The following is a 20,476-nucleotide window of genomic DNA, read 5'->3' on the forward strand; positions in this document are numbered from 1 at the left end:
AGCAGCGCATTCCAGTGACCGAAAGATGAGGTCGTAACAGTTGTGACGGTTGAGCTGGCGCACCCGACGACCGAACCGCTGGGGTCGCGGTCGCCGGGCGAACCGGCCCACCCCCGTTGGTGGTTCATCTCGACGACCCCGGGCCGCATCCTGACGATCGGCATCGTCCTGGCCGCGCTCGGAGTCTCCAGCGCCTTCGCCACCTCGACCACCATCAACCACCGCCAGCAGGTGCTGTCCACCGTGCTCAACCACACCGAGCCGCTGTCGTTCGCGGCCGGGCGGCTCTACACCACGCTGTCGGTGGCGGATGCCGCGGCGGCCACGGCGTTCATCGCCCAAGCCGAGCCGTGGCCGGTGCGGATGCGCTACGAACAGGCCATCACCGACGCGGCGGTCGCCGTGACCCGAGCTTCGAGCGGGCTGACCGACGAGGCGCTGGTGCAGCTGCTCGGCAAGATCAATGCGGAGCTGGCGGTCTATACGGGCTTGATCGAGATAGCGCGGACCAACAACCGGGAAGGCAACCCGGTCGGGTCGTCGTACCTGTCGGAAGCGTCGGGCCTGATGCAGTCCACGATCCTGCCCGACGCGGCGCAGCTCTATCAGGCGACATCAGCGCGGGTGGACTCGGAAACCACCGCGTCCACGCACTTCCCGGCCCCGGTGATCCTCGTCGTCGCCACCACGGTGGTGTTCGGTCTGTTCTCGCATCGCTGGCTGGCCCGGCGCACCAGGCGACGAATCAATCCGGGCCTGGTAGTGGGCGCGCTCGGTATTCTCGTCATGGTGGTGTGGGTCGGAACTGCGCTAACAATCTCGACGACCGCCAGCCGTAGCGCTAAAGACACGGCGGCCGCGTCGCTCAAGACCGTCACCAACGTGGCGATCACCGCGCAGCAAGCCCGCGCCGACGAGACGCTGTCGCTGATCCGGCGCGGCGATGAGCAGATCCGCAAGCAGTCGTTCTACCAGCGCATCGACTACATGCATGAGCAGATCAACCACTACATGGCCCGCACCGATGCCGTCGACAAAGCCGATCTGCAAGGCGCCGACCAGCTGTTGGTCCGCTGGCGGCAGGCCAACGACCGGATCAACTCCTACATTTCGGTCGGTAACTACCGCGCCGCGACTCAGATCGCACTGGGTAGCGCCGAGGACGACTCGACCCCGGCGTTCGACAAGCTGGAAGATCAGTTGGGCAAGGCCATGACCCAAAGCCGTACCCACCTGCGCAACGACGTGGTCAACGCGCGCAGCGGCCTGTCCGGCGCTCAGGTGGGCGGCGTGGTGCTCAGTCTGGGTGCCGCCATCGCGGTCGCCCTGGGCCTGTGGCCGCGGCTGAAAGAGTATCGGTGATGAGCCGTCTGCCCAGGATCCGCAGGGCGTGCACCGTGCTCGCCACGGCGATCGTGCTGGCGGGTTGCGGGCGCACCGAATCGCTGACGGTGGCGACCGCGCCAACGTTGCCGCCGCCCACCCCGGTCGGCATGCAGCAACTGCCGCCGGAACCGGCACTGCCGCCCGACGCGACGAGTGAGGATTGCAACGCGACCGCCAGCCTGCGCCCCTTCGCCACCAAGCCCGAGGCCGACGCCGCGGTGGCCGACATCCGGGCCCGCGGCAGGCTGATCGTCGGGCTCGACATCGGCAGCAATCTGTTCAGCTTCCGCGACCCGATCACCGGTGAGATCACCGGTTTCGATGTCGACATCGCCGGTGAGATCGCCCGTGACATCTTCGGCGCCCCGTCACATGTCGAGTACCGGATCCTGTCGTCCGACGAACGCATCACCGCGCTGCAGCACTCCGATGTCGACATCGTCGTCAAGACGATGACCATCACCTGCGACCGCCGCAAGGAGGTTAACTTCTCCACCGTCTACCTCGATGCCAACCAGCGCATCCTGGCCCCGCGCGACTCGCCGATCGCAAAAATAACCGACTTGTCCGGCAAGCGCGTCTGCGTGGCCAGGGGTACCACGTCGTTGCACCGAATCCGGCAGATCGACCCGCCCCCGGTCATCGTCTCGGTGGTGAACTGGGCGGACTGCCTGGTGGCGATCCAACAGCGCGAGATCGACGCTGTCAGCACCGACGATTCGATTCTGGCCGGGCTGGTCGAAGAGGACCCGTATCTGCACATCGTCGGACCGAACATGGCCACCCAGCCCTACGGCATCGGGACCAACCTGGACAACACCGGGCTGGTCCGGTTCGTCAACGGCACGCTGGACCGCATCCGCCGAGACGGAACCTGGAATACGTTGTACCGCAAGTGGTTAACGGTCCTCGGCCCGGCGCCCGCCCCGCCCGTACCAAGGTATGTGGACTGATGGCAGAGGCCGAAGACGTCACCGGCTCCGAGGACTTGGAGCCCGGCACCGACGCGCCCGACGTACAGACCGGTGCGACGACGGGACGCGCGTTTGCTACCCAGGCACTCTTCCGTCCCGACTGGGACGACGATGACGATGACGACGACCTGCCGCACATCTCGCTCGGCGGCCTAGACACCGAACCGCAAGACCGCAAGACCGTGGGGACCCGGGTGCTGCCGCCCACTCGGCAGCTCGGCGGTGGGCTGGTCGAAATCCGCCGGATGCGCGACATCGACCCGGTCGAAGCCCTGATGACCAACCCGATGGTGCCGGAGGCCAAGCGGTTCTGCTGGAACTGCGGAAAACCCGTGGGCAGGTCCCGCGGCGACGGCAAGGGCGCCTCGGAGGGCAAATGCCCGTCCTGCGGTAGTCCGTATTCGTTCCTGCCCCAGCTGAGTCCCGGCGATACCGTGGCACACCAGTACGAGGTCAAGGGTTGCATTGCACACGGCGGGCTGGGCTGGGTGTACCTGGCCGTCGACCACAACGTCAACGACCGCCCGGTGGTGCTCAAAGGCCTGGTGCATTCCGGTGACGCCGAAGCTCAAGCGATCGCGATGGCCGAACGGCAGTTCCTCGCCGAGGTGGTGCACCCGCAGATCGTGCAGATCTTCAACTTCGTCGAGCACACCGACCGGCACGGTGCTCCGGTCGGCTACATCGTGATGGAGTACATCGGCGGTCAGTCGCTCAAGCGGGGCAAGAAGGACAGCAGGCTCAAAGTCGCCGAGGCCATCGCCTACCTGCTGGAAATCCTTCCCGCGCTGAGTTATCTGCACTCCATCGGCCTGGTCTACAACGACCTCAAGCCGGAGAACATCATGCTCACCGAAGAGCAGCTGAAGCTGATCGACCTGGGCGCGGTGTCGCGGGTGAACTCGTTCGGCTATCTCTACGGCACACCCGGCTACCAAGCGCCGGAGATCGTGCGCACCGGCCCGACGATCGCCACCGACGTCTATACGGTGGGGCGCACTCTGGCGGCGCTCACGTTGAATCTGCGCACCCGCAATGGCCGTTACGTGGACGGGCTGCCCGAAGACGACCCGGTGCTGTCCACCTACGACTCGTTCGGCCGGCTGCTGCGCCGCGCCATCGACCCCGACCCGCGGCGCCGCTTCGGCTCCGCCGAAGAGATGTCGGCGCAGTTGATGGGTGTGCTGCGCGAGGTGGTCGCCCAGGACTCCGGGGTGCCCCGGCCCGGCCTGTCGACGCTGTTCAGTCCGAGCCGCTCCACCTTCGGCGTGGATCTGTCGGTCGCCCACACCGACGTGTATCAGGACGGGCAGGTGCACTCCGAGAAGCTGACCGCCCGAGAGATCGTGACCGCGCTGTCGGTGCCGCTGGTCGATCCGACCGACGTCGCCGCCCCGGTGCTGCAGGCGACGGTGCTCTCCCAGCCGGTGCAGACCCTTGACTCGTTGCGTGCAGCCCGGCACGGCTCACTGTCCGCCGAAGGCATCGACGTGTCCGAGTCCGTCGAGCTGCCACTGATGGAGGTCCGCGCGCTGCTGGACCTCGGCGACGTCGCCAAGGCCACCCGCAAACTCGACGACCTGGCCGAGCGGGTGGGCTGGCGCTGGCGGCTGGTGTGGTTCCGGGCCGTTGCCGAGTTGCTCACTGGCGATTATGACTCCGCCATCAAACATTTCACCGAGGTGCTCGATTTCTTCCCCGGCGAGCCGGCCCCGAAATTGGCGTTGGCCGCCACCGGCGAACTGGCGGGCCACGTCGACGTGGACAAGTTCTACAAAACGGTGTGGCGCACCAACGACGGCGCGATCTCCGCGGCTTTCGGGTTGGCGAGATCCCTTTCGGCCGAAGGTGATCGACGGAATGCGGTGCGCACCCTCGACGAAGTGCCGGCGACTTCACGGCATTTCACCACCGCGCGGCTGACCAGTGCGGTGACGCTGCTGTCCGGCCGGTCGACCAACGAAATCAGCGAGGAGCAGATCCGCGACGCCGCCCGACGGGTCGAGGCACTGCCGCCCACCGAGCCGCGCGTCTTGCAGATCCGCGCGCTTGTGCTCGGCGGTGCGATGGACTGGCTGGAAGCCAATCAGGCCAGTACCAACCACATCCTCGGCTTCCCGTTCACCCAGCACGGGCTGCGGCTCGGCGTCGAGGCATCGCTGCGCAGCCTGGCCCGGGTGGCGCCCACCCAGCGGCATCGTTACACGCTCGTCGACATGGCCAACAACGTGCGGCCCACCAGCACGTTCTAGCTTGCTCCGAGTGTGCGTCCACGGCGCCCTGAGCGCACACTTAAAACCCCTGGCGCACAGTCGATGCGGCTAGCGCGGCACGGACCCGACGCAGGACATTAGCGGGCCGGTCCTCCGCGACAACCCGGACGACGATCCAGCCCATCTGCTCGAGCATCTCGAGACGCCGAATGTCTTTGACGTATTGCCGGCGATTCGCGCGATGTTGGTCGCCGTCGTACTCCACGGCGACCAAGCGGTCCTCCCATCCCAGGTCCAGGTAGGCGACCGGCATCCCGTCCAGGCCGAGCACGGGTAGCTGTGTCTGCGGCCGAGGCAGGCCCGCATCGATGAGCAGCAGCCGCAGGTAGCTCTCCCTCGGCGACTGAGCACCCCCGTCCATCAGTTCCAGCGCCGCCTCCAGGCGACGAATTCCGGGTGAACGCGGGTGGCACGCGACGATCCTCAACACGTCGTCTACCTTGACGCCCGTTGCCCGAGCTAGCGCGTCAAGTCGTGCGACCGCCGAGTGCACAGCCCCACGCCGGCCGATATCGAACGCGGTTCGCTCCGGAGTGGTGACGTTGAGCCCGTCGATGAGCTGTATTTCGTTGTCCAGCAACGTCTCGCGCCGCGTCAGCCGCGAACCATGCAAGGCCGCGGCGGCCGCTCCCGCGATGGTTCCGCGGCGTTTAGACCACAGCCACGCCGCGATGATGCGCCGTTCCAGCGATATCTCGGCGTCCTGCGATAAGTAGACATTCGGAAGCAGCGCGCGGTAGTGCGTGCGTAGTTGATGGCGGCTCAACGCGCCGCGCACTAGCGCCTCGCTCCCAATGAACGGTTTTCCCAGGTACGGCATTAGCGAACACTCGCACGTTCAGGCCGGACGTGATTTCATCTATCCACAGCTCACCGAGTGTGCGTGCTGGGCGCCGTAGGCGCGCATTCCAAGCCGTCAGCGCACAATCGACGCGCAGTCGCGGGCGATCGCGAGTTCTTCATTGGTCGGGACCACCAGCACCGTGATCGTCGAATCATCGGCGGAAATCCGCTGTGCGCCTTTGCCTCCAGCCAGATTGCGGCTTTCGTCGAGAACCACCCCCAGCTGCTCCAGCCCCGCCAGCGCGTCGCGGCGCACCGCGGCATCATTCTCACCCACCCCGGCGGTGAAGCTGATCACGTCGGTGTGCCTCAGCACGGCCAGGTAGGCACCGATGTACTTGCGCAACCGGTGGATGAACACGTCGTACGCCAATTGTGCTGAACTGTCGCCCGATTCGATCATCGAGCGCAGTCTGCGGAAGTCGCGCTCTCCGGCCAGACCCCAGACCCCCGACTGGTTGTTGAGCATGGACTCGATCGCGTCCACGTCCATGTTGGCGGTGCGCCACAGGTAGCTGATGACGCCGGGGTCGATGTCGCCGCTGCGAGTGCCCATCACCAGGCCCTCCAGCGGAGTCAGACCCATCGACGTGTCGACCGGCCGGCCGGCGCCGATCGCCGATGCCGAAGCGCCATTGCCCAAGTGCAGCACGATTTGATTCAGGCTGTCCAGCGACCTGCCCAGGAATGCGGCGGCCTGCTCACTGACGTACCGATGCGACGTGCCGTGAAATCCGTAGCGGCGTATCTGGTATCGCTGCGCCAGCTCCCGATTCATCGCGTACGTCGCGGCCGCCGCGGGCAGGTTGTGAAAGAAGGCCGTATCGAACACGGCAACGTGCGCGACGTCGGGCAGCAGCTTTCGTGCCACCTTGATGCCTTGGACCGCGGGCGGATTATGCAGCGGAGCAAGCGCTGACAGCTTCTCGAGGTCGGCAATTCGCTCGTCGTCGAGCAGCGTCGGACGGTAAAACGCCTCGCCCCCGTGTACGACTCGGTGTCCGACCGCCAATAGCCCTCCCGACCTCAGGTCTATGCCGTCCTCGGCCAACTGCTGGAACGCGAGACGCAACGCCTCCTCATGGTCGGCGGCCCGCCCCGACGGCTCGCTGATCTCCCCGATGACGCCACCCGCCAGCGCGTCACCCGAATCGGGTTTCACCAGCTGAAATTTCAGTGATGACGAGCCGGAGTTGATGACGAGCACAGTGCCCTCAGCCACGCTCGACCCCCTGCGCCTGGATGGCGGTGATCGCGATGGTGTTGACGATGTCTTCGACCAGCGCGCCGCGAGACAGATCGTTCACCGGTTTGCGTAAGCCCTGCAGCACCGGGCCGATCGCGATTGCCCCCGCGCTGCGCTGCACCGCCTTATAGGTGTTATTGCCGGTGTTGAGGTCGGGAAAGATCAGCACCGTGGCGTGACCCGCCACCGCCGAGTCGCGCAGCTTGGTGGCGGCCACCGAGGGTTCTATCGCGGCGTCGTACTGGATCGGCCCCTCGACCAATAGCTGCGGATCCCGGGCACGCACCAATTCCGTTGCTTTCCTTACCTTGTCGACGTCGGCTCCGGTTCCGGAGTCGCCGGTGGAATAGGACAGCATCGCTACTTTTGGCTCGATGCCGAACTGCGCGGCGGTGCGCGCCGAGCTGATCGCGATGTCGGCCAGCTGTTCGGGCGTGGGATCCGGGACGATCGCGCAGTCACCGTAGGCCAGCACCCGATCCGGCAGGCACATCAAGAAAATGCTGGACACTGTCGAGACGTCCGGGACGGTCCGGATGATCTCGAACGCCGGGCGGACCGTGTGGGCGGTGGTGTGGGCGGCGCCGGACACCATGCCGTCGACCATGCCGTTGTGCACCAGCATGGTCCCGAAATACGAGACGTCGTGCATGGTCTCGTGCGCCTGCTCGACGGTGATGCCCTTCGTCTTGCGCAGTTCGGCGTACTGCGCAGCGAACTGGCTGCACAGTTCTTCGTCGCGCGGGTCGATTATTGTCGCGTCGTCTAGATCGACGCCGAGTTCCGCAGAGCGCAAACGAATTTGAGCCTCTTCGCCCAGAACGGTCAGGTCGGCGATGCAGCGCTTCAACACCCGCCCGGCGGCCTTGAGGATCCGGTCGTCGTTGCCTTCGGGAAGCACGATGTGCTTGCGATTCATCCGCGCCTGCTGCGTGAGCCGGTGGGTGAACATCTGCGGGGTCGTCACGGTTGGAATCGGAATAGCCAGCTGTGTAATCAGATCCGCGACGTCCATGTGGCTGTTCACCAGCTCGACGGCGGTGTCGATCTTGCGGTGCGAGCTGGCGGTGACCCGGCCCCGGGCCGCGGCGACCGCGCTGGCCGTGTCGTAGGTGCCCAGCGAGGTGGCGATGATCGGCAGCCGCAGCCGCAGGCCGGACACCAGCGCCGAGATGGACGGATGCAGGTCGAAGCCGCCGTTGAGGATCAGGCAGCACAGCGACGGAAACCCTTCGGCCGCATGGGCACTCGCGACGGCCAGCACCACATCCGAGCGGTCACCAGGCGTGATCACCGCCATGCCGTCGCGCAGTCGCTCCAGCACGTGGTCCGCGGTCATCCCGGCCACCAGCACGCCCATCGCCTCGCGTCCGACCAGCTCGGCATCGCCGCTGACTAGCGTCCCGTGCACGGCCTCCTGCAACTCGGCCACCGTCGGTGCCAGCAGCAGCGGCTCGTCGGGCAGCACATAGCCGGGGGTCGTGAACATGTGCAGCGCTTCGGCAACGGCGCCCACTTCGGCCGGGTCACACCGGTTGGCGACCACCGCCGCGGCGTGGGCGCGCTGCGCGGCGAGCTCGGCCAGACACACCTCGACGACCCCGGCGACCTGATCGGCCGTGCGGCCCTTGGCCCGCACCGCCAGCAGCACCGGCGCGCCGAGATTGACCGCGATGCGCGCATTCACCGACAGTTCGGCGGGACCCGTGACATCGGTGTAGTCGCTGCCAACGATCACTACCGCGTCGCATGCCTGTGCCATCGCGTGATACGCGTCGACGATGCTGGCGATCGCGGCATCGGTATCGGCATGGATTTCTTGGTAGGTGACGCCCACGCACTGCTCGTAGGACTGGCCCGCGGTGGTACGGGTCAGCAGCAACTCCAGGATGTAGTCGCGATCCTCTCCGAGCCGGGTAATCGGCCGGAACACACCGACTTTGGCGACCGTCGCCGTCAATCGGTTGAGCAGCCCGAGCGCGATCGTCGACTTGCCGGTCTCTGGCTCGGGCGCCGCGATGTAGATCCCCGACGCAGCTCGAGCGGTATCAGCCAAGTCGCCGCAGCCTGGGCGCCAGATGCTTTTCGAACAGCTCCAGGAACCGGCGCTGGTCGTGACCGGGCGCGTGGAACACCAGGTGGTTCAGGCCCCAGTCGACATAGTCCTTGACCTTGGCGACGGCCTCGTCGGGATCCGACGCCACGATCCAGCGCTTGGTGATCTGCTCGATTGGCAGTGCGTCGGCAGCCTTCTCCATCTCGATCGGATCGTCGATGGAGTGCTTCTGCTCGGCGGTCAGCGATAGCGGCGCCCAGAACCGGGTGTTCTCGCGGGCCAATTCGGGGTCGGTGTCGTAGGAGATTTTGATCTCGATCATCCTGTCGACGTCTTGCGGGTTCTTGCCCGCCGCTTCGGCACCCTCGCGCATCGCGGGGATCAGCTTGTCCTTATAGAGCTCCTCGCCCTTGCCGGAAGTGCAGATGAACCCATCGCCCGCGCGCCCGGCGTACTTGGCCACCTGCGGTCCGCCCGCGGCGATGTAGATCGGGATACCGCCCTCGGGAACGTCGTAGATCGAGGCGCCCTTGGTCTTGTAGTACTCGCCCTCGAAGTCGACGCGGTCGCCGAGCCACAGTTCGCGCATCAGCCGCACCGACTCGCGCAGCCGCGCGTAGCGCTCTTTGAAGTCCGGCCACTCGCCCTCGTAGCCGGTGGCGATCTCGTTGAGGGCTTCGCCGGTGCCAACGCCCAGGAAGATGCGGTTCGGGTACAGGCAGCCCATCGTGGCGAAGGCTTGGGCGATGACGGCGGGGTTGTACCGGAAGGTCGGGGTGAGCACCGACGTGCCCAGCACGAGCCGCTTGGTGCGCTCGCCAACCGCAGTCATCCAGGCCAGCGAGAAGGGAGCATGTCCGCCCTTGTGCCGCCACGGCTGGAAGTGGTCACTGACGGTGGCGCTGTCCATGCCGTGCGCTTCGGCGGCAACCGCCAGTTCCACCAGCTCGCGCGGTGCAAATTGTTCCGCAGACGCTTTGTATCCAAGTTTCAGTTCAGCCACCCGTTCTTTCTACTCCTACAGTGTTGGGCATGGCTGCAGCGCCAACACTTGTTCAAGTCACCGACACCGTGCACCTCGCTCAGGGTGAGGCGGTCAACTGGACGCTGGTCACCGACGACACTGGCGTGATGCTGATCGACGCCGGCTATCCCGGCGACCGGGAGGCCGTGCTGGCCTCGCTGAAGGAGCTCGGCTACGGCGCCGGCGACGTGCGCGCCATCCTGCTGACGCACGCGCACATCGACCATCTGGGCTCAGCGATCTGGTTCGCCAGCGAGCACGGCACGCCGGTCTATTGCCACGCCGACGAGGTCGGCCACGCCAAGCGCGAGTACCTGGAACAGGTCTCGGTCATCGATCTCGCGCTGCGAATTTGGCGGCCCCGGTGGGCGGTGTGGACCGCCCACGTGGTGCGCAGCGGCGGGTTGATCCGCGATGGAATCCCGACCACCACGCCGCTGACGCCCGAAGTTGCCGCGACACTGCCGGGCCACCCGAGGCCCGTTTTCAGCCCCGGCCACACTGGAGGTCACTGCTCGTACCTGGTTGACGGCGTGCTGGCCAGCGGCGATGCGCTGATCACCGGGCACCCGCTGATTCGCCACGACGGGCCACAATTGCTGCCGGCGATCTTCAGCTACAGCCAGGAGAACTGCATCCGAACCCTGTCCGCGCTGGCCCTGCTGGAAACAGAAGTCCTGGCACCGGGTCACGGCCCGCTGTGGCGCGGCCCGATCCGCGAAGCGACAAATGCCGCACTGGAAAAAGCAGGCGCATTGTGACAGTTGCCAAGTCGATCGCGTTGTTCATCTTGGCGGCGCTGTTCGAGATCGGCGGCGCCTGGTTGGTGTGGCAGGGAATGCGTGAACATCGCGGCTGGATGTGGGTGGGCTGGGGCATCATCGCATTGGGCGCCTACGGCTTTGTCGCCACCTTGCAACCCGACGCCCATTTCGGTCGCATCCTGGCCGCGTACGGCGGTATCTTCGTGGCTGGCTCGCTGTTGTGGGGCATGGGTTTCGACGGCTTTCGCCCAGACCGGTGGGATGTCACCGGTGCGCTGATCTGTCTGCTGGGCGTGGCCGTCATCATGTATGCGCCGCGAACTCACTGAGCCCCAAATGATCTCGCAATGTCTCGCCGGTGTACTCGGAGCGGAACGCGCCACGCTCCTGCAGTAACGGCACCACCCGGTCGACGAACTCGTCGAGACCGTGCGGCGTCAGGTGCGGCACCAGGATGAACCCGTCGCAGGCATCGGCCTGGATATATTCGTCGATCTCGTCGGCGATCCGGGTGGCTGTGCCGATGAACTGCTCCCGGCTGGTGACGGCGATGATCAGCTCACGGATCGACAACTTCTCAGCCTTGGCACGTTCGCGCCAACCGCCCGCCACCGCGACCGGGTCGACGTGACGGACCCGGCCCTGGGTGATATCGCTGTCCACGACCGGATCGAATTCGGGCAGCGGGCCGTCCGGGTCGTAGTCGGAGAGCTCACGACCCCACACCTGCTCCAGCATCGCGATCGCTGTGGCACCGCTGACCTGCTGATAGCGAATGTGGCGCGCCCTATCCTGCGCCTCGCCCTCGGTGTCGCCGAGAACGAAGGTCGCAGCCGGAAAAACCTTGAGCTGGTTGGGGTCTCGACCGGCGTCGTGTGCGCGGCCCTTGACGTCGGCGTAGTAGCGCTGGCCATCCTCCAGGGAGCCATGCAGGGTGAACAATGCGTCGGCATATCACGCGCCGAAGGAGCGGCCGTCGGCGGAGTCGCCGGCCTGCAGCAGGATCGGATGACCCTGCGGCCCCACTGGCAGCGTCGCGAACCCCCGCACGTTGAAGTCCGGTCCCTCGTGCTCGACCGCGTGAATCCCGGAAGGGTCTATGTACGTATCGCTTTCGATATCGGCCAGCACTGCTTCAGGTGCCCAGCTGTCCCAGAATCGGCGTGCGACGGTGAGGAACTCCTCGGCCCGTCGGTAGCGGTCGGCATGGTTCAGGAAGCCGCCGCGCCGGAAGTTGGCTCCGGTGAAGGCGTCCGACGACGTGACGATGTTCCAGCCGGCGCGGCCGCCGGACAGGTGATCAAGAGTAGCGAATTGCCTTGCCACTTCAAATGGTTCGTTGAATGTCGTGTTGATCGTACCGGTCAGGCCGATCCGGTCGGTGACGCCCGCCAGGGCCGCCAGCACGGTGAAGGTATCCGGTCGCCCCACCACGTCGAGGTCGTAGATCCGGCCGCGGTGCTCACGCAGTCGCAACCCTTCGGCCAGGAAGAAGAAGTCGAACAGCCCCCGCTCGGCAGTGCGAGCGAGGTGGACGAACGAGTCGAATTCGATCTGGCTGCCCGAGGTGGGATCGGTCCACACCGTGGTGTTGTTGACACCAGGGAAGTGAGCGGCCAGGTGAATCGGCTTGCGGTGCTTACCCTCTCGTGTGCTCACTCGTTCAACCCCCACTTCTGCGCGATCAGCTCGTGCGACCGCAGCCGGTCCTCGTGGCGGTGAGTCACCGAGGTCACGACGAGTTCGTCGGCTCCGGTGACCCGCTGCAGGGCTCGCAATCGCTGCGCGACCTCGTCCGGATTTCCGACGAATTGCGTTGCTAATCGGTCATTTACCACCGCCAGCTGCTCTTCGGTCAGCGGCGGCAAGTCATCTGGATCGGGATAGGGCATGGCACCCAAACCGGTTCGGATCGAGTACACCCAATGGCCGTAGCCCGCGGCCAACCGTCGTGCAGTATCGCTATCGTCTGCGACCACAATGTCGGCGGACACCACCACATACGGCTTCGCTAGCGCAGCCGATGGCACGAACGTGTCGCGGTAGGCCTCAATCGCCTCCAGCGCGGTCGCCGGCGTGATGTGATAACTGGCCACGAACGGCAATCCCAACGCACCGGCAACCCGCGCGCTTTGCCCCCTGGTACTACCAAAGATCCACGGCCGCAGCCCACTTCCTTCGCCGGGAACCGCATGCAGATCGAACTTGCCGATGTGATACGTGCCATCGAGGAGCGCCAGAATGTCTGCGAGCTGCTCGGCGAAGTTCGGCGATACCGCCTCCGGCTGCTGCAGAATTCCCATGGTCGACTGCAACTGTTCGAGGTCGAGCAGCCCGCGCAGGTCGAACGGCGTCGGAACCACCACGCCGTCCACCTCGTGCCACACCCGCGGCGGCCGCGATTCTCTCGGCTTTTTCGGTTTGCTCTCGTCGGAGCGGCGTTGCCCGGACCGACCGACGCCGAGATCGATGCGTCCGGGATAGAACGCATCGAGCATGCCGAAACTCTCGACCACCGCGATGGCGGTGGTGTATCCCAGCTGTACCGCCGCGGCGCCCACCCGAATCGTGTTGGTAGCGGCCGCGATCTGCCCGATCAGCACTGCCGGCGCGGCACTGGCGACAGCGACGAAGTGGTGCTCGGCGATCCAGTACCGCCGATAGCCCCACCGCTCGGCATGCTGGGCCAGGTCGATGGTGTTGCGCAACGCCGTCGCCGGGTCGCTGCCGGCACTCACCGGCGCCAGATCCAGGATCGAAAGCGGCGTCATCGCGTGACCGCCGAGTATCGGTTGGGAACCAACGGCAATCCAAGCCGGGCGCGCAGCGTTTCGCCATCTTGATAGCCGGTGCGGAAATGCCCGGCCCGCTGCAAAAGCGGAACCACCTCGTCGACGATCACCGGCAGATCGGTGGCGTTGATGGCCGGTCGCAACCGTGCGCCGTCGATGCCCAGGCGCCGCCACTTTTGCAGCAGGTCCACCAATTCCGTTGGCCCCCCGGTGAAGTTGAGGGCATCGGAGCGGGGATCGCCCACACCGCCGAACGACACCAGCACGTCGGCATAGACCTTCAGCCCAGCACCGCCCGCCGCGCGGACCTCGTCCAGAATACGGCGAACCGCAGCTTCGTCGTGGGGTGTTATGAACACCAGATCAGCACTGGCAGCCGCGAATTCATACACCGGTCCCAGGTGGGCCAGCGCCGCCACCACCGGTTGGCCCTGCGGCGGACGGGGCGTGATCGACGGGCCCTTGATCGAGAAGAACTTTCCGGTGAAGTCGATGTAATGCAGCTTGTCGATGTCGACGTAGCGGCCGGTCGTCACGTCGCGGATGATCGCGTCGTCCTCCCAGCTGTCCCAGAGCCGGCGCACCACGTCGACATAGTCGACGGCCTCCTCGAAGAGGCCCTCCGGCGAACCGTCGCGGCGGCCGAATAAAGCCGCTTCATGCGTGGTCGAGCTGACGCGAGGCTGCCATCCGGCCCGGCCGCGCGAGACATAATCAAGCGTGGCAATGGATTTGGAGATATGGAATGGCTCGGTATGCGTCACCGTCGCGACCGGAATCAAACCGATGTGACGTGTCACCGGCGCGATACGGGCGGCAACCAGCGCGGCGTCGCCGCGACCGGCCAGCCGCCTCGGGTCGATTCGCTCGCGGCGGCCGGGCTGCGGCATCAAGCTGTCGTCGATGGTGAGGAAGTCGAGCAGGCCGCGCTCGGCGGTGGCCGCGAGCCCGGCCCAATAGCTTCCGCTGAGTGCCGATGGTGTGTGGGGATCGGAGGCCAGTGTGGCCCGCCACGCCTGGGGGTCCCAGCCGTATCCGTCCAGCGCGACGCCCAGACCCAGTTGCTGCCCGGTCATGTGAGCCACTTCTGGAACGCGATCGGGAAAACGGGGCCTTCAGACGGCAGCGGCTCGTCCAACCGGGTGTATCCGGTGGCCTGATACAGCTCCTCGGCCTCGGGCTGGCGGTTGCCGGTCATCAGATAGACCTTGCGGTAGCCGCGCGCCGCGATCTCGGCTTCCAGCTCGGCCAGCAGTGCCATTGCGTATCCACGGCGGCGATGCGCGCTGTCGGTCCAGATTCTCTTGAGCTCGGCCGTCTCGGCGTCAACGCGCCGAAAGCCGCCGCCGGTAACCGGGCGGCCGTCCAGTAGACCAATCAACATGCCCCCGTCCGGTGGCGCGAACTCGTCGGAGGGGTTGTCCTTGAGCCACGCCAACACCGTTGGTGCTGCGCTGTCGTAGCGCTGCGCGTACTCCTCGGCCAGCTCCACCAGCAACGGCTGCGCCAACGCGTCGTCCAACGCGACCTTCACGAACCGGAGCGCGGTCTTGGACACCACCTCACCTCTAACGCCTATCAGGCGGATGCATTCCGGCCGCGTCGCGCCCCGGGCCCGGCCGATCGCGTTGCGGTGACATATCGGGGCGTAATCGCGTAGTCATCGGGGGTGCCCCGCCATCGGGTGCCCATTCCAATCGCGGTGAACAAATCGGCAGCGTTTCTTTCGACGGCCTGCCAACCGTGATCCGCCAGAGACCGCGGGACAGCGCGGTATTCGCCTGGGTACGTCAGTCCGGCCAGATCGACGTCGAGACCGAATTGCCGCCAGGTATCGACGAACGACTGCGCAGCTTCGAGCTGAAATGGGCTCCGGGTGGGCAGGTGATCGCCGGCGAAGCGACTGCCCGGCGCACTGGCCGCCGAGACGTCGTGCAGCAACCGGTTCTGTTCGTCGGGGGGCAAGAACCCGATCAATAACGTCTCCGCAATCCACACCGTGGGCTCGGCGGCGTCGAAACCCACCCGCTGCAGAGCCGTCAGCCAATCTCGCCGCAGATCGACGCCGACCGCACGGCGGTTCGCGGTCAGCTCGGCGCCCAGCCGGCGCAACACGGCGGTCTTGAAATCGATCACGTCCGGCTGATCGATCTCATACACCGTCGTACCGGACGGCCACCACATCCGATATGGCCGGGTATCCAGACCGGAGGCCAGGATCACCACTTGGCGAATGCCCCCGCGACCGGCGGCGGCCAGGAATTCGTCCAGAAACCGGGTGTGCACCCCCAGCAAGGTGATGAGCCCGCTGATGATGGCGTTATCGCCGCCGTCGTCCGCATACCGCTGGTCGTCCAGCATCCGGGCGAAGTACTGCACCCCCGCGGCGCGCACCAACTGCTCGGCGAGCGGGTCGTTGATCAGCCCCCTGCTGGTGGCCAGCGCCCTCGCGACCGCCCCGAATGTCGCGGTCATGCCGACGCCGCTGTCGGGGCCCCACGTGTCGTCGTCGGTCCGCGCCATCGGCGGGTCAGACGTTGGAGCGGCGCCGCAGGGTCAGCCCGACGGCGACTCGCCAGCCAACCAAGAGCAGCGCAGTGAACACCGACGCCACCAGCAGGAAACCCGGTGTTACAGCTGCGGAGGTGACCCTGCGCAACAACATGCCGATCGCTACCGTGCACACCCAGACGATCAGACCGGTGGGAACCACCGCGGTGGGCCGTTGCCAAGCTCGGGAGAGTAACCATCCGACGACGGTTCCGGTGAGAAACGGCCAGACTGTCGTAGCGAGGCCGACAATCGTGATGCCTTCGGCGTGGCTGCTCCGTCCGATCGCGCAGAACACCAGGACGCTCACCACGTCTGCACTGAGCCACCCCAACCGCTGCATGCAGCGAGAGTACCCAAAGGTGGCAAGCTGACGTCCATGAGCATTCACAAACCTCCCGCGTTCAACCGAGACGACCCCTTGGCCTGGATGCCTCGCTGTCCAGCGATGAGATCGCGGTGCGCGACACGGTCAGAAAGTTCTGCGCCGAGCACATCAACCCGCACATCGCGGAATGGTTCGAGGTCGGCGACCTGCCGGTGCGCCAACTCGGCAAGGAGTTCGGCCAGCTCGGGCTGCTCGGCATGCATCTGGACGGGTATGGATGCGGCGGTGCTTCGTCGGTGCACTACGGGCTGGCCTGTATCGAGCTCGAAGCCGCCGACTCCGGGGTGCGGTCGATGGTCTCGGTGCAGGGATCGCTGGCGATGTTCGCGATCTGGAACTTCGGCTCCGAGGAGCAAAAGCAGCAGTGGCTTCCCGGCATGGCCGCCGGCGAACTGCTCGGCTGTTTCGGGCTCACCGAACCCGACGCCGGGTCCGACCCCGCCACGATGAAAACCCATGCGCGACAAGATGGTTCGGACTGGGTGCTCAACGGGCGCAAAATGTGGATCACCAACGGGTCGGTCGCCGACGTCGCGATCGTGTGGGCCAACACCGACGACGGGATTCGCGGATTCATCGTGCCCACCCGCACCGCGGGTTTCACCGCCAACACGATTCACCACAAGCTGTCGCTGCGCGCCTCGATCACCAGCGAGCTGGTGCTCGACGACGTGCGGCTACCCGCCGACGCGATGCTGCCCGAAGCCAAGGGTCTGCGTGGGCCGTTGTCGTGCCTGTCCGAGGCGCGCTACGGCATCGCCTGGGGTTCGATGGGAGCGGCACGCACGGCGTGGCAGGCCGCGCTCGAGTATGCGACGCAGCGCACTCAGTTCGGCCGGCCGATCGCGGGATTCCAGTTGACCCAGGCGAAACTCGTCGACATGGCCGTCGAATTGCACAAGGGGCAGCTGCTGTCGCTGCACCTCGGGCGTCTCAAGGACACCGTCGGGCTGCGCCCCGAACAGGTCAGCTTCGGCAAGCTCAACAACACCCGCGAGGCGATCAAGATCTGTCGGACCGCTCGAACCATATTGGGCGGCAACGGGATATCGCTGGAATACCCGGTCATCCGGCACATGGTCAACCTGGAGTCGGTGCTGACCTACGAAGGCACCCCGGAGATGCATCAGCTGGTGCTCGGCCAGGCTTTCACCGGTAGCGACGCCTTCCGCTGACAGCAGCACCCGACGGCGGGACGGCTGATACCTCCGGCCGCAGACCCGCCACATCCTGCACTCGTTGGTCGACGGGTAGCACACCTGGCTGCAAGACTCAGGCATGCGGTTGTTGCGCTGGGTCGCGTGTCTGGTCATTGCTTCGGTGATGCTTGGCTGCGGGCATCAGTCGCCACCGACGGCCTCGCAAGCGAACTCCGCCGACAAGTCAAGGTCCGACGCCGTGATGCGGGTGGTGCAGACCTTCATGACGCAGGCGCACCTGAAGGCCGCGATCATTCGCGTCACGGTGGACGGCAAGGAAGTCGTCACCCAGGCCATCGGCGACTCGATGACCGGAGTGCCGGCCACCACCGACATGCACTTCCGCAACGGCGCGGTCGCGATCTCCTACGTGTCGACGCTGCTGCTCAAGCTGGTCGACGAAAAAAAGCTGAGCCTCGACGACTGGTTGTCGAATTGGCTGCCCGACTTCCCCAACGCCGGGCGCGTGACGCTGGGGCAGCTGGCACAGATGACGGCCGGTTACCCCGACTACGTCATCGGAAATGATCAGTTCGACAATCAGATATACGCAAATCCGTTCCAGCAGACGACAACTCAAGATATTCTCACCCAGATCTCCGGGCGCCCGCTGCTCTACGACCCGGGAACGAACTGGAATTACGCGCACACCGACTACGTGCTGCTGGGGCTGGCGCTGGAGAAGGCCACCGGTCAGGACATGCCCACGCTGCTGGGCAACGAGGTACTGGGCCCGCTGGGCCTGAAATCCACCACGAACTCCGATACACCCGAAATACCCTGGCCCGTCCTGCATACCTTCAGCTCCGAGCGGCGCAAGGCTCTCAAAATCCCTGCCGGGACACCGTTCTACGAAGAGTCCACGTACTGGAACCCGTCCTGGACCATCACCCATGGCGCCATTCAGACCACCAACATCTTCGACATGGAAGCCACCGCTGTCGGGGTCGGCTCGGGCAAGCTGCTCTCGGCGGACTCGTACAAGAAGATGGTGTCGACCGCGCTGCGCGGCAAGACGCACACCCAACCGGGCTGCCCGACTTGCTTCGACCAAAACGAGGGCTACACCTACGGTCTGGGAATCATCACCTCGGGCGATTGGCTGCTGCAGAATCCGTTGTTCTCCGGGTGCGCGGGTGTCGAGGCCTACCTGCCGGCCCAGAAGATCGCGATCGCCGTCGCGGTTACCTACGCTCCGGAGGCGTTCGACGACCAGGGCAACTACAGTAACCAGGCCGACATACTGTTCCGCAAGATCGGTGCGGTGGTGGCTCCAAACGCTGCCCCACCGATGCCGCCGGGGAGATGAGCGAAGGAGATCTGAGTATGCGGATTCGAATCATCGCTGCGTGCACGCTGGCACTGGGCGCGTTGGCCGTGCCTACCGCCGTCGCCGATCCCACCGGCACGCTGCCACCGATGACGGCCACCAACGGCGGGCCCATCATCGGCGGCGGAGGCGCCGCGTCGCAGATGTCGCAGCAACTCAAGAGCCTCAACGATCCCAACGTCCAGGAAGTCGACGGACCGGATGCGGCTCAATTCATCGCTGCCGCAGCTGGTATCAGCGATCGCGACCTCGCCTTACCTTTCATGGCGCTGCAGCGTGCGCTGGCGTGCCAGAAGGACAACGCCGGATTCGGGGCGCGCGCCTACCGCCGCAATGACGGTAAATGGGGAGGCGCCATGCTGGTGATCGCCAAGAGCGCTTACCCGGACGTCGTCGCGATGAAGGCTTGCGAGATGTCCAATTGGCGCAGGCCGTCGATGGGCAGCCCCACGCAAATGTGCAACAGCGGATGGGCTTATCCCCCACAGACATTCGACAACAAGGGGGGCGACTTCAGCGTGTTGCTCGCCGGAACCAACTCGGACTTCTGCACGGCGTTGAACGGGAACTACAAGGGCACCGCATCCGTGTGGCCGTGAGCGGGCTCAGCAGCCGTTAGCAGCTAGTCGTCGATGTGCGTCGGTGGGTCGTTGAAGGCAAGGCCCCACGGGTGCTGGTCGGGACCCAGCGTCTGACAGTCCGTGTTGGTGACGGAAACGGGGGAACCGTCACGTCCGCCAGTGGGCGGGAAAACCACGCAACGCTGCCAGGTGCCGTCGGGCTGGACGGGGCCATCGCACTTGCTGATAGCAACTCCGCCCAACTGGCAAGCGGCATTGGCCGGGGGCGCGGAGGCGATCAGCGCGCCGGCGATCAGCGTGGCAGCCAGTCCTGGAACGATGAATTGCTTCATGCTCAATTGAGACTACCGCTCGTTGGAGGCCGCAAGCCTCATCAATGGCGATAACACGGATTTCTCCGTGGACGAAACCCCCCGTGGGCGAGCCACGCTCCCACAGCCCGATCGCCTCACGCGGGCACGTTACGGCAAGCTCGGCAACTAATTTCGGTCGCCAACCGCGCTCCGATTGCCGCCAGTTGATCGACGCGGGCCAGGGTAAGCGGGGTAACCACGACGACCCGTGGGTCATGCCGGCTACGTCGGTCGTCGCTACGAAATGACCCGCACACGAAATCTTTTCGAGAAAATGAACGCGAAAGATGTTGGTAGACAATTGAAAACGGAAGTTGTCATATCTTGTACACAGTTAGCCTAAGTAAGATTATTGGTATGAAGAACTTCGCAAGCGTTGCAGCAACAGCCATGGTGGCCGCGGGTTTCGGGTTGGCTGGATTAGGTTCTGCAAGCCCAGCTCGGGCCGACCCGGGACCACCCCCGCATTGGTGTCCCGGGGATGCCTGGGACCCCGGATGGGGTCCGGCTCCGATCAACTGCCGAGACGACTGGAACACCCTGGTGACGCCCGACCCCGGCGTTGTGCCCTACCCGCCGGGATACCACCACGCTCACCCCGGCGGACCTGGATACCCTGACCACCCCGGCAGACCAGGCGGACCAGGCGGACCAGGCGGACCCGGCGGACCTGACCATCCCGGCGGACCAGGCGGACCAGGCGGCAGCACCCCTGGC

17 protein-coding genes and 2 pseudogenes are annotated in these 20,476 nt (G+C 65.7%); 8 read left to right on the forward strand and 11 right to left on the reverse strand.

The window, feature by feature from the left end:
- Positions 1 to 42: 42 nt before the first annotated feature.
- Genes glnX through H7K34_RS21415 form a run of 3 tightly spaced genes read left to right on the forward strand, consistent with a single transcriptional unit; the run spans position 43 to position 4,612 of the window.
- The gene (gene glnX / locus H7K34_RS21405; protein ID WP_264064037.1) at positions 43 to 1,362 is read left to right on the forward strand and encodes a protein kinase G-activating protein GlnX; all 1,320 of its coding nucleotides are present in this window, start codon (positions 43 to 45) and stop codon (positions 1,360 to 1,362) included.
- Positions 1,362 to 2,339, forward strand: coding sequence for a glutamate ABC transporter substrate-binding protein (locus H7K34_RS21410; RefSeq protein WP_264064038.1), 978 nt, complete (start codon positions 1,362 to 1,364; stop codon positions 2,337 to 2,339). Before glnX ends, H7K34_RS21410 begins: the two co-directional genes overlap by 1 nt.
- The gene (locus H7K34_RS21415; RefSeq protein ID WP_264064039.1) at positions 2,339 to 4,612 is read left to right on the forward strand and encodes a serine/threonine-protein kinase PknG; all 2,274 of its coding nucleotides are present in this window, start codon (positions 2,339 to 2,341) and stop codon (positions 4,610 to 4,612) included. Before H7K34_RS21410 ends, H7K34_RS21415 begins: the two co-directional genes overlap by 1 nt.
- Positions 4,613 to 4,652: 40 nt before the next feature.
- Here H7K34_RS21415 and H7K34_RS21420 read toward each other — a convergent pair whose 3' ends face one another.
- The 4 genes from H7K34_RS21420 to fgd form a co-directional block, all read right to left on the reverse strand.
- The gene (locus tag H7K34_RS21420) at positions 4,653 to 5,453 is read right to left on the reverse strand and encodes an endonuclease domain-containing protein (RefSeq protein WP_264064040.1); all 801 of its coding nucleotides are present in this window, start codon (positions 5,451 to 5,453) and stop codon (positions 4,653 to 4,655) included.
- A 96-nt stretch (positions 5,454 to 5,549) separates the two neighbouring features.
- Positions 5,550 to 6,698 carry an acetate kinase gene (locus tag H7K34_RS21425; protein WP_264064041.1) on the reverse strand — a complete coding sequence of 383 codons (1,149 nt, stop codon included), beginning with the start codon at positions 6,696 to 6,698 and terminating at the stop codon, positions 5,550 to 5,552.
- Positions 6,691 to 8,778 (reverse strand): phosphate acetyltransferase, encoded by a 2,088-nt coding sequence (gene pta / locus H7K34_RS21430; RefSeq protein WP_264064042.1) that lies wholly within the window; start codon positions 8,776 to 8,778, stop codon positions 6,691 to 6,693. The genes H7K34_RS21425 and pta overlap by 8 nt, the downstream gene beginning before the upstream one ends.
- Positions 8,771 to 9,781, reverse strand: coding sequence for a glucose-6-phosphate dehydrogenase (coenzyme-F420) (gene fgd, locus H7K34_RS21435; RefSeq protein WP_264064043.1), 1,011 nt, complete (start codon positions 9,779 to 9,781; stop codon positions 8,771 to 8,773). The genes pta and fgd overlap by 8 nt, the downstream gene beginning before the upstream one ends.
- Positions 9,782 to 9,810: 29 nt before the next feature.
- Between fgd and H7K34_RS21440 the strand changes: the two genes are divergently transcribed.
- Both H7K34_RS21440 and H7K34_RS21445 read left to right on the forward strand, forming a co-directional pair.
- Positions 9,811 to 10,563 (forward strand): MBL fold metallo-hydrolase, encoded by a 753-nt coding sequence (locus tag H7K34_RS21440; RefSeq protein ID WP_108925990.1) that lies wholly within the window; start codon positions 9,811 to 9,813, stop codon positions 10,561 to 10,563.
- Positions 10,560 to 10,895: a YnfA family protein gene (locus H7K34_RS21445; protein WP_264064044.1), complete on the forward strand. Its 336-nt coding sequence runs from the start codon at positions 10,560 to 10,562 to the stop codon at positions 10,893 to 10,895. Before H7K34_RS21440 ends, H7K34_RS21445 begins: the two co-directional genes overlap by 4 nt.
- Here H7K34_RS21445 and H7K34_RS21450 read toward each other — a convergent pair.
- The 6 genes and pseudogenes from H7K34_RS21450 to H7K34_RS21475 form a co-directional block, all read right to left on the reverse strand.
- Positions 10,870 to 12,225, reverse strand: a pseudogene (locus H7K34_RS21450) (NtaA/DmoA family FMN-dependent monooxygenase). The gene H7K34_RS21445 and the pseudogene H7K34_RS21450 sit on opposite strands and share 26 nt — an antisense overlap.
- Positions 12,222 to 13,337 (reverse strand): LLM class flavin-dependent oxidoreductase, encoded by a 1,116-nt coding sequence (locus H7K34_RS21455; RefSeq protein ID WP_264064045.1) that lies wholly within the window; start codon positions 13,335 to 13,337, stop codon positions 12,222 to 12,224. The pseudogene H7K34_RS21450 and the gene H7K34_RS21455 overlap by 4 nt, the downstream one beginning before the upstream one ends.
- Complete coding sequence (locus H7K34_RS21460; RefSeq protein WP_264064047.1) at positions 13,334 to 14,434, reverse strand: LLM class flavin-dependent oxidoreductase; 1,101 nt, start codon at positions 14,432 to 14,434, stop codon at positions 13,334 to 13,336. The genes H7K34_RS21455 and H7K34_RS21460 overlap by 4 nt, the downstream gene beginning before the upstream one ends.
- Positions 14,431 to 14,919: a GNAT family N-acetyltransferase gene (locus H7K34_RS21465; protein ID WP_372510834.1), complete on the reverse strand. Its 489-nt coding sequence runs from the start codon at positions 14,917 to 14,919 to the stop codon at positions 14,431 to 14,433. Before H7K34_RS21465 ends, H7K34_RS21460 begins: the two co-directional genes overlap by 4 nt.
- Before the next feature lie 17 nt (positions 14,920 to 14,936).
- On the reverse strand, positions 14,937 to 15,881 hold the full coding sequence (locus H7K34_RS21470) for an SAM-dependent methyltransferase (RefSeq protein ID WP_264064049.1): 945 nt from the start codon (positions 15,879 to 15,881) through the stop codon (positions 14,937 to 14,939).
- 7 nt (positions 15,882 to 15,888) lie between these two features.
- Positions 15,889 to 16,251 carry a DUF3054 domain-containing protein gene (locus tag H7K34_RS21475; RefSeq protein ID WP_264064051.1) on the reverse strand — a complete coding sequence of 121 codons (363 nt, stop codon included), beginning with the start codon at positions 16,249 to 16,251 and terminating at the stop codon, positions 15,889 to 15,891.
- A 36-nt stretch (positions 16,252 to 16,287) separates the two neighbouring features.
- On the opposite strand from H7K34_RS21475, the pseudogene H7K34_RS21480 reads away from it, so the two are divergent.
- From H7K34_RS21480 to H7K34_RS21490, 3 genes and pseudogenes are all read left to right on the forward strand, one after another.
- A pseudogene (locus H7K34_RS21480) lies at positions 16,288 to 17,471 on the forward strand (acyl-CoA dehydrogenase).
- 103 nt (positions 17,472 to 17,574) lie between these two features.
- Positions 17,575 to 18,804: a serine hydrolase domain-containing protein gene (locus H7K34_RS21485; RefSeq protein WP_264064052.1), complete on the forward strand. Its 1,230-nt coding sequence runs from the start codon at positions 17,575 to 17,577 to the stop codon at positions 18,802 to 18,804.
- 17 nt (positions 18,805 to 18,821) lie between these two features.
- Positions 18,822 to 19,424 (forward strand): hypothetical protein, encoded by a 603-nt coding sequence (locus H7K34_RS21490; RefSeq protein ID WP_264064053.1) that lies wholly within the window; start codon positions 18,822 to 18,824, stop codon positions 19,422 to 19,424.
- 23 nt (positions 19,425 to 19,447) lie between these two features.
- On the opposite strand, the gene H7K34_RS21495 is transcribed toward H7K34_RS21490, so the two are convergent.
- Positions 19,448 to 19,738: a CDGP domain-containing protein gene (locus tag H7K34_RS21495; RefSeq protein ID WP_108925979.1), complete on the reverse strand. Its 291-nt coding sequence runs from the start codon at positions 19,736 to 19,738 to the stop codon at positions 19,448 to 19,450.
- Positions 19,739 to 20,476 lie beyond the last annotated feature (738 nt).

It is taken from the genome of Mycobacterium montefiorense (assembly GCF_025823255.1).
GTDB lineage: Bacteria > Actinomycetota > Actinomycetes > Mycobacteriales > Mycobacteriaceae > Mycobacterium > Mycobacterium montefiorense.